This window comes from Phaeobacter sp. 11ANDIMAR09 (genome assembly GCF_001294455.1).
Classification (GTDB): domain Bacteria; phylum Pseudomonadota; class Alphaproteobacteria; order Rhodobacterales; family Rhodobacteraceae; genus Pseudophaeobacter.
On sequence record NZ_LIKT01000006.1, the window covers coordinates 44798 to 58222 of the forward strand.

Annotated in this window: 9 protein-coding genes; 2 read left to right on the plus strand and 7 right to left on the minus strand. The window is 61.8% G+C overall.

Translation table 11 applies throughout. The features are described 5' to 3' along the window. Positions 1-78: 78 nt before the first annotated feature. Complete coding sequence (locus AN476_RS06785) at positions 79-1542, minus strand: hypothetical protein (RefSeq protein ID WP_054460238.1); 1464 nt, start codon at positions 1540-1542, stop codon at positions 79-81. 294 nt (positions 1543-1836) lie between these two features. Between AN476_RS06785 and AN476_RS06790 the strand changes: the two genes are divergently transcribed. After that, positions 1837-2586 (plus strand): WecB/TagA/CpsF family glycosyltransferase, encoded by a 750-nt coding sequence (locus AN476_RS06790; protein ID WP_054460239.1) that lies wholly within the window; start codon positions 1837-1839, stop codon positions 2584-2586. A 49-nt stretch (positions 2587-2635) separates the two neighbouring features. On the opposite strand, the gene AN476_RS06795 is transcribed toward AN476_RS06790, so the two are convergent. From AN476_RS06795 to AN476_RS06815, 5 genes are all read right to left on the minus strand, one after another. Beyond that, complete coding sequence (locus AN476_RS06795; RefSeq protein WP_054460240.1) at positions 2636-3601, minus strand: glycosyltransferase family 2 protein; 966 nt, start codon at positions 3599-3601, stop codon at positions 2636-2638. Next, on the minus strand, positions 3594-4661 hold the full coding sequence (locus AN476_RS06800) for a glycosyltransferase family 2 protein (protein WP_054460241.1): 1068 nt from the start codon (positions 4659-4661) through the stop codon (positions 3594-3596). The genes AN476_RS06795 and AN476_RS06800 overlap by 8 nt, the downstream gene beginning before the upstream one ends. A gap of 146 nt (positions 4662-4807) precedes the next feature. Continuing rightward, positions 4808-8281: a translocation/assembly module TamB domain-containing protein gene (locus AN476_RS06805; protein WP_054460242.1), complete on the minus strand. Its 3474-nt coding sequence runs from the start codon at positions 8279-8281 to the stop codon at positions 4808-4810. Next, a complete protein-coding gene (locus AN476_RS06810) occupies positions 8281-10080 on the minus strand; it encodes an autotransporter assembly complex family protein (RefSeq protein WP_054460243.1) in 1800 nt (599 codons plus the stop codon). The genes AN476_RS06805 and AN476_RS06810 overlap by 1 nt, the downstream gene beginning before the upstream one ends. A 263-nt stretch (positions 10081-10343) precedes the next feature. Next, a complete protein-coding gene (locus tag AN476_RS06815; protein ID WP_054460244.1) occupies positions 10344-11576 on the minus strand; it encodes a urate hydroxylase PuuD in 1233 nt (410 codons plus the stop codon). Between the two features lie 139 nt (positions 11577-11715). On the opposite strand from AN476_RS06815, the gene AN476_RS06820 reads away from it, so the two are divergent. Beyond that, entirely contained in the window at positions 11716-12660 is a 945-nt protein-coding gene (locus tag AN476_RS06820; protein WP_054460245.1) for a LysR family transcriptional regulator, read from the plus strand. 305 nt (positions 12661-12965) lie between these two features. On the opposite strand, the gene uraH is transcribed toward AN476_RS06820, so the two are convergent. Next, entirely contained in the window at positions 12966-13322 is a 357-nt protein-coding gene (uraH, locus tag AN476_RS06825) for a hydroxyisourate hydrolase (RefSeq protein WP_054460386.1), read from the minus strand. Positions 13323-13425: the final 103 nt, after the last annotated feature.

A 13425-nucleotide genomic window follows, 5' to 3' on the forward strand; every position in this document is an offset into this window, starting at 1 on the left:
TGGTTCTTCACTGCGGCAATGCTGTGAAGGCTTGATGTTGAAAACGGGTATAAAAGCGGAAACAATAAGGCATGGTTATCATATATGACGGGGTGGTTTCAGGGACAGGGATTGCGGCATCAGAACTTGCCTACCTTCAAAGAGCGCGCGAGGTTTTTCAAACAGGCCAGGATAGCGCAGCCGCTCAGCATAGCCCAGAACCGACCCAACGCAGAGCCAGGTCATAGGCACCAGGGTATCATTGAGCATCATATCCACCATGGTCGCGGCCAGGATCAGCGCGATGGGCGTGGCATAGGGAGAGATATCTTTGGCGCCACGGCGGTGGATCTCGATGCCCAATAGGAAAATGGACAGCGAAAGCAGGCCCATCTCGGCCAAATAGCCCAGCCAGCCCAGGGTGCCAAAGACCAGGATCCAATGGCCATCCGGGATCGATAGAATGGCGCCGGTTTCCAATTCGCGCACCAGATTACGGCCCCAGCCGCCCCAGCCAAACCAGGGCTTTTCAGCGGCGCGGTCCAGCATCATCGCCTCATTGTCAAAACGATAACCTAGGGATTGGGCCCGCTCGGCGCTGATGGCCTCGGCCTGGGCCAGGATAGCCTCGGTAGGGATCAGGCCCAAATTGCGCAGCATCGGATAGGTGATGGCCAGGGCTGCCAGCGCCATGGCAACCCGGATCTGCCAGCGCGGCGAGGCCAGGGCCACCAGCGGCACAAAGCTCAAGCCATAGGCCAACGAGGCGAAACTCTTGCACAAAACCAACACAACAAAGAGATATGTTGAGGCCAGGGCGAAGTTCAGTCGCCTCTTGGCTTGAGCCGCCCGCGCCAGTGCCGTGGTGGCCAGAAGCGCCGAGAGCATAAACAGGGCCAGCCAGAGCGAATGCGGCATAAAGACAATCGGGCGAAAGCCCCCCTGACGCATGGTCTGGGAGAAATCATGCTGGAAAAACCCATAGATGGTGGTGTTGATCTGTGGGCTGAACCGGATCTCGATCAGCGAGGGAATCGAATAAGCAAGCCCGGCGATGCAGAAGGCCAGCAGCAGTTCCCGTTGCCCTTCGGGCGAAGAGAGATAACGCCGCGCCAGCAAAAAGGGCATCAGGATGATCACCTGATTGATCATCACCGAGCCAAGGTCGCGCCAGCGCAGCCCGGGCAGCATATCGATGATAAAGACAATCGGATCGGCATCGGCCAGCACCTCAAAGATCACCGGGTCTCCATTGGTCATCACCGTTGGAATGACCGCAAAGGCAAACAGGATCGTGAGGAGGCGGGCCAGCGGATGGCGCGGCAACAGTGGGACCTTCTTGCGCATCAGGCCCACGCAAAGCACAAAGGCCATGATCGAGGGTATGGTGAATTTGTCCATATCCGGCACCAGTGGCAGATCGAATTCGGCCACAGGCGGCAACACCATATAGCCTGCAAGAATGCACCACAAAATCGCCCGTTCCAGCGGTAGACGCCGGAACAGCACCAGGCTGACCAAAGGCCAGAGCAGCAGCATCAGATAGGCGAGCGCGTTGGGCATGAGGCTGGGTCTAATCTCCAATTGAGGCAGCGCGATGGGTATTTGTTGTCGGGCTGGTGGCGCTGTGGTGACCGGGAAAGGCGACTGTGACCCCAGAATAAAACACCTGCGCGGGACTGTCGCGGTGAATTCCGCGCGAAACATATCCTGAAGGATAGGGGGAAAGGCGCAAAAGGCTAGATTCAGCCGGTTCTGATTGAGGAGCTTGAGCCGTAGCCTTTTGCGGGGTATTTGCGCAGTGCTGCCAGATAAAGGCTGATCTCGAATTTAGGGGAGCAGCGCAGAGGTGAACCAGTGATTTTTGACTTTCAGGACAAACGTATAACGGTGAATGTGCCGACGCGGGCTGCGTTGGAAGCGGAGGTTCTGCGCCGCTTTTCTGCAGGCGAAGGCTTTGCCCTGGCGACGGTGAACCTGGATCATCTGGTCAAGCTGGCCGAGTCGCAGGAGTTTCTGGAGGCCTATCTGGGGCAGGATCTGGTGGTTGCGGATGGGCGGCCAATTGTCTGGCTGTCGCAGCTGGCCAGACGACCGGTTGAACTGATGCCGGGGTCCGACATGGTGCTGCCGCTTTGTCGTCTTGCTGCTGCTGCTGGGGTGCCTGTTGCTCTGGTGGGCAGCACCGATCAGGCCCTGACGGATGCCAAATCACATCTGGAAGGGCAGGTGCCGGGATTAGATCTGGCCTGGTGTCATGCGCCTTCGGGGGTGTTCGACCCCCAGAGCACAGAGGCGGGTGACATTCTCAAAGAGTTGAACAGTCGGGGCATTCGGCTGTGTTTCCTGGCTCTGGGCGCCCCCAAGCAGGAGAGCCTGGCGCATCGGGGTCGTCAGGACGCCCCTTTGGTTGGATTCGCCTCAATCGGGGCCGGGCTCGATTTTCTGGGCGGGCATCAAACGCGCGCGCCTCTCTGGGTGCGCCGGATCGCCATGGAATGGCTGTGGCGGGCACTCAGCAGCCCGGCGCGATTGGTGCCACGCTATGCCAAGTGTTTCGCCATTTTGCCTGGGCAGATCTGGAAAGCCCTGCGCAACCGCCTCTAATACTGGTCTGGAAGCCAGATCAGTCCCTTTGCCCGGGGGCGCAACGGGGCTATTTATACTCTAGGATCTTGCGGTTCCGGCCCCGCAGGCGGTTCCACCAGTATTCGGCAACTCCCGCGCATTCGGCAAACTTGCCCAGCAGGGAAAACCCGGCGGGCAGGGCCCCAAGCCGCGAAGTGAGCCGCAGCCATTGCAGCGGATAGATCCCTGCGGTCAGCAGCATCCAGGGGGAAATCACAAAGGCCGACAGCAGGATTGCCAAGGGGAAGATGCCGCCCCAGAGGAGCGCTCGCCGGGTCTCGGTGACCCAGTGTCGTTCTGGCGGGGCGCCGTGCAAGGCCGCCCCTTGGGCAAAAGCATAGCCCGCACGTCGACTGCGTTTCCACCATTGGCCAAATCGCGTCATCTGGGCGTCATGCATTGTCATTTCAGCCTGCAGCCGCCAGATCTTCCAACCCCTGTGACGCAGACGTAGACACATCTCAGGCTCTTCGCCTGCGATCAGATCGGCGCGATAGCCGCCGACCGCGCGCAGGGCCTCTAGCCGCATCAAGGCGTCGCCGCCACAGGCCTTGGCCTCGCCTACTGGCGTGTCCCATTCCGCATCGCACAGCTGGTTGTAGATCGACGCTTCGGGACAGCGCTCGCGGCGCCGCCCGCAGACCACCGCCACTTCCGGGTGTTGCTGCAGGAATGCGGTGGCCTGGGAAATCCAATTGGCGTCTACCTCGCAATCGCCATCGACCAGCTGTACATAGCCCTCCTGCTGCGCCAGCAGCGCCAGCCCGGCATTGCGGGCGCGGGCGGCGGTAAAGGGCAGAGACATATCAAGATCAACCACCTCGACCCCCATCGCGCGGGCGGCCTCGGCTGACCCATCGCTGGAGCCACTGTCCACATAGATCAGCCGGCTGACCTGGGCTTGCAACGAGGTGAGGCAGGCGAGCAGCCGAGCGCCTTCGTTGCGGCCAATCACAACCGCGCTGAGAGCAGGGGCAGGGGGCGCGTCAGTCATTCAACACCTCGCTTTTGCGCTGCACCAGATCGGCGGAGTAAGCTGCATCTGTCTGCAAAAATCCTTGAGATTGTAGCGCAGTAATTCCGGGGTAGCGCTGTGCAGTGGGAGACCAGAGGCTCAGGTCTGGGGTTTGTGCCAGAACCGAGAGACGCTGGCGGTCCTCGCCATGGCTGATTGATCCCTCTGCCACCGAAGCCTGGTCGCGCGCCAAGGCATCATTGGCGAATTTGTAATGTTTGATCAGGGCCGTCATTGGCGCGATGCGGATCCCGGTCGAGGCATGGGGATGCAGCGCCGGTTCGACATCGGGTCCGACAAAGACCAACGGATGTTTGGTCAGGCAGCAGTTCTCGCCAAAGACCTTGCCGCGGATGCCGCCAAACAGCACCTTTGGCTCTGGAGCAGTGGTCTGGTTCTGGCGCAGGAAATAGCCCAGCCCTGATCCCGGGCTTTGGTAGTCATGCGCCGTGACGCTGCTGATATCGCAGTAATCGAACTGCAACAGTGATTGAGCATAAGAGAGCGTGGCGACCTCGCGCAGGGGGGGCTTGGGGAACATCTCCAGCATTTGCGCCACCACGCCAGTGTAGCCCCGCCTGGTGAGAAATGCGGTCAGCCCCGCCAGCCCAATTTCGGTACTGCCTTCAAAATCAAAGATCTCGTCCATATCGGTGATGAGGCACCAACGATCCGTGGCAAAGCGTTTGGCGGCATAGTTGCGAAAGCTGTTTTCAAATGCGCCCCAGGGCAGGGTTGACTGCAGCAGGCTGACATCCGGCTCTTGGCGCAGCCTCTCCAGGGTATCATCCTGCGAGCCATTGTCGAAAAAGACAAAATGCGCCACCCCAAGGCGGCGGTAATGGTCAAAGAAGGCCTCGAGATAATAGGCGCCATCGCGTACCAGAGCGATCAGAACCACTTCATCCGATGCGGCGATGCGCTGCTTTGGCCCATGGAGGTGACGCAACGAGGCCTTGAACCGGCCATGATGCCACGCAACGCTCATCCGTTTGCGGAGGCGCGCGGCAAAAGAAGTTTGTGGCAAAGGATCACTCATGCGGTCTGTCCAGCTCTGGGGCTCATGCTCAGGATAAGCCGCTGCTCCGATTTGGAAAAGCACTTGCTGACCTAAACAGGACTTGTGTCGAAATTGCGCCGCAGGATTGATTTGCTGATGACCCTTGCCGGGCAGGGCCTGCGGTATTAGTAGTCGCGCTTGAAAAATAGCCCAAACCCGCTTTCGCCCTCGCTGTCGACGGTACCGGTCACGGTGACTGAATCGCTCAGGTCGACATTGATGCTCAGCTCGCTGTCGCCCCGCGTGTTGACGTTGAAATCGGTATAGGCCTTTTCGCCAATATAGCCGCCCAGCCCCAAAAGGCCCGAACCAATACTGTCGAGGCCGATTTCCGCGTTGTCGGCTCCGGTTGCTTCGCGCAGGCGGTTTTGCCCGCTGAGGCTATTGCCGCTGAGATCCAGCGCGGATTTGGCCAGCCGCGCCAGGGCAAGCGGTGACAGATCGTCCAGATTGTCGCCAAAGAGCAAGAGCGCCAGAGCCTCTTCGCTGGGACGGGGCGGATCCGATGTCACCTTGATCTGCGGCGCATCCACCGTACCGTCGATTTCCAGCGTGGCTGTGCCGTTTGCAGTGCTGGCAGAAGAGCGGAACTCCAGATTTGGCTTGAGGTCCCCCAGCAGGGTGATGCGGCCTTCGTCCAGCTCCAGTCGCCGCCCAAGGATGTCAAAGGTGCCACGTTTGAGGCTGATCTGGCCAGAGGGCGCCAAGGCCGAAGTGCTGCCGCGCAGATGGATGCGCCCGCCCAACTCGGCATTCAGCCCGCGCCCGCGCGCATAGATGCGGTTGGGGGCATCAATGATCAGATCGAGGTCGATATTGGTCTTGGAACCACTGCTGCTGCCGGTCTGGATCAACCCGGCACGGGCCCGCGTTTGTCGCGCTTGGGGCGGCTCGCCAATGTGGCGGATCGGCGGGATGGGCGCGGCAGAAATGGCCCCCCCGGCGGTGTTCAGATTGATATTGCTCTCCCCGACATCAATGCGCCCGCTCAGCTGGCTGTTGCCCGCCAGTGGTCCCGCCAGAGTGAGATCGCCGTTCAATCGAGTTTCATAGCTCAGATGATCGGTGAGGGTGACATCCGAGATGCCAATCCTGAGGGTCCCGTCAAAGGGCGGCGCCAGCGCAACCGGTCCGGTAAGGCGCAGCAGCCCACCATCGCGCGGGCGGGCAGAGACTTGAAGCTGCGCCCGGGCCTGCTGCAGCGTAATGGCAGCGGTGATATCGTCAATCCGCTGGGCCGCCGCCGGAAGCGCCATGGAGGCGCCCTGGGTGGTGATCTGACCGCTCAGGGACTCCAGGGATGGGGGGCCTTTTAGCGCGAGATCAAACTTCGCAGTGCCTTGCAGCAGGTTTGGGGTGATAAAGGGGTTGGCCCCTTCCAGCCGTGCCTGCCCCTTGGCCGCGATATCGGCCAGACCGCTGGTCTCGTTAAAACTGCCCGACAGTTTGGCCTCGGCTCCCGATGGGGCCTTGGCATCGCTGCGGATCTGCCACACCCTGTCGCGCCGCTGCGCCACACCGCTGGCAATCAGTTGGCCCGGCAGTTCCGGTACAAAGCGCTGCATCTCTGCGAGTGCTGCGTCAAATTTGATATCCGCCGCCCCGTCTAGGCGGGCGCTGCCATTGATCCGCGCAAAAGAGGCATGCGGCCCCTTGAGCTCCAGGGCCCCGGTGAGACTCTCCCCAGACCGGCTCAGATCGCCCTCGAGGCTGAGCGCGCCAGAGACCTGGGGCACCAGCGGGTTCAGGTCCTCGAGCCGTGCCTGCAGGCTCAAGACGCCGCTTTGGCTGTTTAGATTGCCGTGGGCTGTGGCCGAGATCTGACCGCCGAGCAGTTTGAAATCTTCGATCTCCAGACCCGTGGCGCCACGCCCGCCGGTAAAGGTGAGCGCCAGATTGCCCTTTGTCAGTTGGTCAAGGCTCTCAATTCCGGTTGTAACCCCCTGTCCCTGCAGCGCCAGATCGGCATCAAAGGCACCGGAGAGTGGGGTGAAAGAGCCTTTGACCTGGCTTTGCAGCGCTCCCGACAGGGGCAACCCTGCCAATGCCGAGAATCGCTCCAGGTTTCCGGCTCCGATGCGCAGGTTTGCAACGATCTGCAGGCCCTGCTCTAGGCCCGCAAAGCCCAGGTCTCCGCTGGCCTGGTAGTCAGCGCCCTGCACCAGCAGATCCGTCAGCTCGATGGCCGAGGCACCACCGGTGGTGATGGCGCTGCGCAACGAGACTGCATCGCCCATCGCCTCTGCCAGAGCCGGATCGCGCAGCTTCACGCCCTGCAGTTTTGCAGTTACACGCCCGTCGAGTTGCGGCTCTCCGGTGACTACTGGTGTCAGCAGCCCATCGGCGGTGATAACCCCGGCGTCGATCAGCGCCTCTGCGTGGCTGAGCTGGTTGAGCTCGGCTGTAATCGACCAGGGCCCCTCAGCAGTTTTCCGGGCCTGAAGCTGGGCTGCAGCAAGCGTGGTATCGGCACCGGGAAGCGGCAGGATCACTGCGGCATGGCCCTCAGGCGGGGCAATCGCTGCGCGAATATTTGCGGTGTCCAGCTGGCCGGATGGGGCCAAGGCCAGGGCTCCGGTCAGGCGCAGAGCCTGGCTGCGCAGGGCAAAACTGTCCAGCACCACGCCGCCTGCGTCGCTGGTGCTGCCGCGCAGGGTCAGTTTCAGATCGGGGCCAAAGAAGGGGCGATAATCTGGCAAGAGCAAGACATCGATATCACCGCCAAGATCAGCGGAGAACCGGAGACCCGCCCCCAAACCCGCATCGCCCGCCTCTGTTTCGCCGGCCTCTGTTTCGGGTGTGGCGGGCTCCGGGATGGCGGCCAGTTCGACGGTTCCTGCCAGCCGGGGGCTGTCGTTAGAGGCCAGGCCAATCTGCGCGGTGAAATCCTCGACCTGGCCCGTGCCGGCCGCCGTCAGCTGCAGGCTCGGGGCACCGGGCAGGGCCAGGGCGGTGGAAATCAACCCGCCTGCGGCCTCCTGCAGGGCCAGATCCAGAGTGATCTGGCGGCTGTCGTTGGCATATCCGGCCACCAGTTTCAGCCGGTCACCGGGTTTGTCGAGCCGATTCACTTCTAGGTTGGTGGCCAAGCTACCTTCGGCCAGTTCCAGCTCGCCCTGCAGGTTCAGCGTTGCAGCAAAACCCAGCAGCGCCTTGCCTAGATCAATACGCGCAACACTGATCTCACCCAGTTTGACCGAGACGGGAAGCTCTGGCAGCTGAAACGGTGTGGCCTCGGGGGCGGGCAGGCTGGGATCTTGTGGCAGGGGCTGTGGCTGGCGCAACAGGGTGACCTCGGCAGCCTTCAGATGGTTGATCGACAGGTTCCCCCGCAACAGTGCCAGCCGGTTCCAGTCCAGTTCCGCGCCGCGCAGGCGCAGCCAGATGCCAGCCTCATCCGCAACCGTGATTTCATCGATTGTGGCCTGGGATGAAAAGGCCCCCACCAGTCCGGTCACAGTGATAAATTGGTTGTCCCCCGACAGGGTGTCTTCCAGAAACACCTCCAGATAGCTGGGCTCCGGGGCAGCGTCCTGCGCGGTGACAGTGAGGGCCGTACTGGCCAGCAGCGCGGCGCAGAGGAGAAGAGGCAGGCGCATCAAAAGGCCTGCCCGATGCCAATGTAAAACTGCAAGCCGTCATCCGTTCCGCCCTCCACCGGATAGGCAAAATCCACCCGCAGGGGCCCGATCCCGGCCACATCATAGCGCAGGCCCAAGCCGGCGCCGGAATGGCTGGCGGAGCTGCCAGAGACAAAGGCGTCACTGTCGACATAACCAATGTCAAAGAAACCAACCAATGAGAGCTTGTCGCTGAGACGTCCGCGCAGCTCAGTCGACAGGGAGAGATAGCCCCGTCCGCCTGCAGAGCTTGTGCCGATGGGAATGCCAAGCGACTGATACTCGTGACCGCGCACCGATCCAGCCCCGCCAGAGAAAAACAGCAGCGTTGGCGAGGTGTTGCCAAGAGAGGGGCCGATCACCGAACCCAGCTGGGCACGGGCAGCCAGTACCAGGCGGTCATTGCTGCCCAACCCGTGATAGATCCGCCCATCCAGTTTGATCTGCAGCCCATCATCGGTGCCGTCCAGCCCCAGAAACGGGGTCAGCCGGGCGTTGAGGAAATAGCCGCCCGTGGCATCAACCCTGCTGTTGCGGCGGTCATATTCGGCGCGCAGAAATCCGGCGACATATTTGAAACGCCGCTTGCCAAAGGCATCCGTCGCCAGGATCGAGTTAAAGCCAATGCCAGCCTCGGCAAAAAGCTGATCTGAATAGACCCGGCGCACGCCAATGCCGCCCAGACCCTGGGTGGCGGTGTAATGCTCTTCGTCCAGCCGTTCGGCCTCGGCCAGGTAGAACAGATTGTCATCCGGCCCCAGTGTGGCCGGGCGGTCCAGACGCAGGGCGATGCGCCCGTCGATGTCATTGCTGCTGCCCAGCCCGCTGAGCCGCGCCTCAAAGCGCAGTTTCTCTGCCCCACCAAAGAGGTTGCGATGCATCCAGGTGGTGGTGAGCTCAATTCCATCAGAAGAGCTGATCTCGGCGCCAAAGGTCAGACGGCGCGGCGGCATGTCCTCGACCCCGGCGATATAGTCCAGGGTGCCATCCGGGTTGGGCTGCTCTTCAGCCCGCAGCGTGACCGAGGAAAACGCCCCGGTGCGCCGCAACCGGGTGGCGGACCTGGCCACCAAGTCGGGATGATAAATCTCGCCGCTGGGCAGACCTGCGATATGCTGGATGGCTGCAGCGCGCACCGCGCTGGGCGTGGCCAGCTTTAGGCGGCCAAAGCGCAGTTGCGCACCCGGAGCCAGGGTCAGCCGCGCGTCCAGGGTATGGGCGCGATGATTGGCGGTGATGGCCTGTTGGGCCAATCGCACCTTGGGGTGGCCCGCGCGGCGCCAGGCCATGACACCGGCGGCTCCGGCATCGCGCAGCACGCCTGTTGTTGCGGGCGCACCGGTGACAAACTCAGCGGGCGGTGTCACATCACTGTTCTTGGGCCAGGGGGTGATCTCGGCACGGGAGAAGCGAAAGCTGGGGCCGGGCACAACATTGATGCGCAGGGAGGCGATCTGGCTCGGCGCATTCAGGGGCTGGATGCGGGCGGCCTCTTGCCCGTCGAGCAGGATATTGACCTGCGGGGAAAAATACCCGGCATCATAGAGGACCTGCACCAGGGTTCGGTAATCCGACAGGGCGGCGGCAAGCAGCTCCTGCGCGTCGGTCTGCGGAGCGGCGGCCAAGGCGCTGGAGGCATCCCGCAGGCGCTGTTGCAGCTCCGGCGCAGCACCGGGAGCAGTCAGGAGTGCTTCGGCAGCGGTGCCGGAATGCGGCAGGGATACCCCAACGAGGCAGAGGCACATGGCTGCTGCGCGCAGAGGAAAAGTGAAAGGCATAGGCACTCCGGGCAGCGTGCAGAAATCGGGCGCAGAACAGCAATCTCAAAAATGTGGCAGCAGGCAGAATGGCCACGCGAGATGGTCCAGCGACCCTAGCACAGGGCGGCGGAAGGTAAAGTGGTCTCAAGCGTGATTTGGAGCCTGCCTGTGCCGACGGGCAGGAAGCCGCGCAGACCAGGGCCTAGTTGCCAGAGGCCCAGCCCAGGGGAGCGACAGAACCAGTCGGTGGGAGGGCAGGGAGCAGGTTGCTAAACAGCGGGCTACATGCGGGCGTTTTTGAACCAGCGCCGGATGGCAGCGCGGTCTTCGGGTTCCATGAAGGTGACATTGGCGGGGGGCATGGCATCCGTCACCCCGGCATGCAGAAAGACGGCCTCTGCCTGACGCGCCAGATCGCCCTCTGTCTCCAGCAGGACGGCCTTGGGGGCGGTGCGTATACCATCCCAGAAAGGTTCGCGCGCGTGGCACATGCTACAGCGGCCCAGAACGATTTCATGCACCTCTTCAAAGCCTTCGGCCTGGGCCATCATCAGGGCCGTGCCGGTCAGGACGGCACTGTCCTCCTCGGCATCGCCATCGTGCTCCAGCCCCAGGGTGGAGAGCATGATCACGCCCAGGAACAGCAGGGTGGTAACCAGCCAGGTCCAGGTGGGATTGCCGGTGCCGGCATGTTTGGTGTTGAAATAGTGCCGGATGGTGACGCCCATCAAAAACACCAGTGCCGCGATCAGCCAGTTGTATTCAGAGGCAAAGGCCAGCGGGTAGTGGTTGGACAGCATCAGGAAGATCACCGGCAGGGTGAGGTAGTTGTTATGGGTCGAGCGCAGCTTGGCGATCTTGCCATATTTGGCATCCGGGGTACGGCCGGCCTGTAGGTCCGCCACCACGATGCGCTGGTTCGGCATGATGATGAAAAAGACATTGGCGGTCATGATCGTGGCGGTAAAGGCCCCGAGGTGCAGCATCATAGCGCGGCCGGTAAAGACCTGATTTAGCCCATAGCCCATCACCACCAGCAATCCGAACAAAAGCACCATCAGCAGAGTGGGGCGCTCAGCCAGGCCGGACTTGCACAGGCGGTCATAGATCAGCCAGCCAATCGACAGGGTGGCCGCTGAAATCGCGATGCCCTGCCAGAGCGTCAGCTCCGCCTTGCTTTGGTCTATCAAATAGAGCTCGCCGCCGACCCAATAGACCACCATCAACAGGGCAAAGCCCGAGAGCCAGGTGGTGTAGCTCTCCCATTTGAACCAGATCAGATGCTCGGGCATGCGGTCGGGGGCGACCAGAAATTTGGTAATGTGGTAAAAGCCGCCGCCATGCACCTGCCATTCTTCGCCATGGGCTCCGGCAGGCAGATCGGGGGCCTTGCGCAGACCCAGATCCAGGGCAATGAAATAGAAGGAGGAGCCAATCCAGGCCATGGCGGTGATCACATGCAGCCAGCGAAAGACAAAGCCAAGCCAGTCCCACATCATCAAAATCTCATACATTGCGTGCCTTTCGCTGTCTTTTTGGCTGGGTTTACCCTGTCGCCACCCTAGGCAAAGCCAAGTTTATTCGGTATTCCAGTAAACTTCCAAACTGTATCAAAAAAACAAGAAGAATGCCGCAGGGGCGGAGAGGGGGCCGATGTCATATCTGGACAATATCAGAACCTTTGTACGGGTCTATGAGCTGGGCTCGATGTCGGCAGCGGGGCGGGATCTACGGGTCTCTCCGGCGGTGACCTCGGCGCGGATCTCGCAGCTTGAGGATTACCTCGGCGTGCGCCTGTTTCAGCGCACCACCCGCAATCTGACGGCGACGGAACAGGGGCAGGCGTTTTATTCCGGCGCGGTCTCGGTGCTTGAGGCGGTGGATCAGGCCGAGGCGCAGGTGATGCATCTGACCGACACGCCGCGCGGCACCCTGTTTGTGGCGGCACCTTTGGGGGCCGGGCGGCGATTGGTCGCCCCGGAAGTGCCGGAATTTCTGACCGATTATCCTGAGATCAATATCCGATTGCGGCTGTCGGATCGCACGGTGGATCTGACCACCGAAGGCCTGGATCTGGCGTTTTTCCTGGGCCAGCCGGAAGACAGTAACCTGCGCATTCGCAAGATCGCCGACTGTCAGCGGGTGCTCTGCGCGGCGCCGGACTATGTGGCCCGCCATGGCATGCCTGCCAGCGGCGAGGACTTAGTGAAGGGCCGTCACAACTGCCTGAACCTGCGCTATCCTGGCGCCAGTGAATTTCAGTGGATGCTGCAGACGGATGAAGGGCCAAAGCGGTTTGCGGTTTCGGGGCGGTATGAATGTGACGATGGCGATGTGCTGACGGATTGGGCCTTGGCCGGGGAGGGTATCGCGCTGAAACCGGTATTTGAAGTGGCGGAGCATCTGACCTCGGGGGCGCTGATCGCGGTGGCAGAGCAGACCCCACCGGTGCCGGTACAGATGGCCTGTCTGTATACTCATCGCCGCCACCAGGACCCAAAGACGCGATTGTTCATGGATTTTATGACCCAGCGCATGGGGGCTTCGGTGCGTGCGGCAGAAGCTTTGGTCGGAACAGTCACGGCAAAGGAGAGCTGATCTCCCAGGATCAGGGCGGGGCTCCCGCCCCCGGGGGAGCAGGCCCTTTGGGCCCGCCCCGGCGTTGGGCCCGGCACCGCTGTCGCGGTGCGGTTGCGCGGATCGAGGGCGGTGCGTTTGGGCGCTTCCCTTGTACTGGACCGGCAGAAAAATCTGCTGAGAAGCGCTTCAGGAGGTTTTCTGCCTCCTGAAGACGCCCTGTCTATGGTGTCGGATTTTTGATCACCTCAAGGGCAAGCCGGGCGGGGCCCGGCGGCTGCGCCGTCCTTGACCTGATCAAAGATCCTGTGGGGGGCGGCTGGCGATCAGCTGCCGCGATAGGTGGAATAGCCATAGGGCGAGAGCAGCAGCGGTACGTGGTAATGGGCCTGCGCGTCATTGATGCCAAAGCGGATCGGCACCTGATCGAGAAACAGCGGGTCTGCGCCGGCCTGGCCAGAGGCCCGCAGATAGCTGCCCGCCTCAAAGACCAGCTCATAGGTGCCGGGGCTGAACTGCTCCGCTGGCAGGATGGGGCTATCGGTGCGCCCATCCGAATTGGTGGTCATGGCGGCCAGCTTTTGGCGGACCTCGCCATCGAGGCGATAGAGCGTGATGGGCAGGTCCGCGGCGGGGCAGCCCCGGGCGGTGTCCAGAACATGGGTGGTGAGATATCCGGTCATTTCAGAGGCGCTCCGTGAGATATATGCCGTATTTTCCTGCATCACTTGGGGTTTTGCTGCAAACCCCCCTGCTTTGACAGTGTATTCGGGAAATTTTGAAAAA

Coding starts and splice junctions, on each gene's coding strand:
- AN476_RS06815 (WP_054460244.1), bottom strand. CDS start 11,576: ATGTATGAGATTTTGATGATGTGGGACTGGCTTGGCTTTGTCTTTCGC.
- uraH (WP_054460386.1), bottom strand. CDS start 13,322: ATGACCGGATATCTCACCACCCATGTTCTGGACACCGCCCGGGGCTGC.
- AN476_RS06820 (WP_054460245.1), top strand. CDS start 11,716: ATGTCATATCTGGACAATATCAGAACCTTTGTACGGGTCTATGAGCTG.
- AN476_RS06785 (WP_054460238.1), bottom strand. CDS start 1,542: ATGCCCAACGCGCTCGCCTATCTGATGCTGCTGCTCTGGCCTTTGGTC.
- AN476_RS06810 (WP_054460243.1), bottom strand. CDS start 10,080: ATGCCTTTCACTTTTCCTCTGCGCGCAGCAGCCATGTGCCTCTGCCTC.
- AN476_RS06800 (WP_054460241.1), bottom strand. CDS start 4,661: ATGAGTGATCCTTTGCCACAAACTTCTTTTGCCGCGCGCCTCCGCAAA.
- AN476_RS06795 (WP_054460240.1), bottom strand. CDS start 3,601: ATGACTGACGCGCCCCCTGCCCCTGCTCTCAGCGCGGTTGTGATTGGC.
- AN476_RS06805 (WP_054460242.1), bottom strand. CDS start 8,281: ATGCGCCTGCCTCTTCTCCTCTGCGCCGCGCTGCTGGCCAGTACGGCC.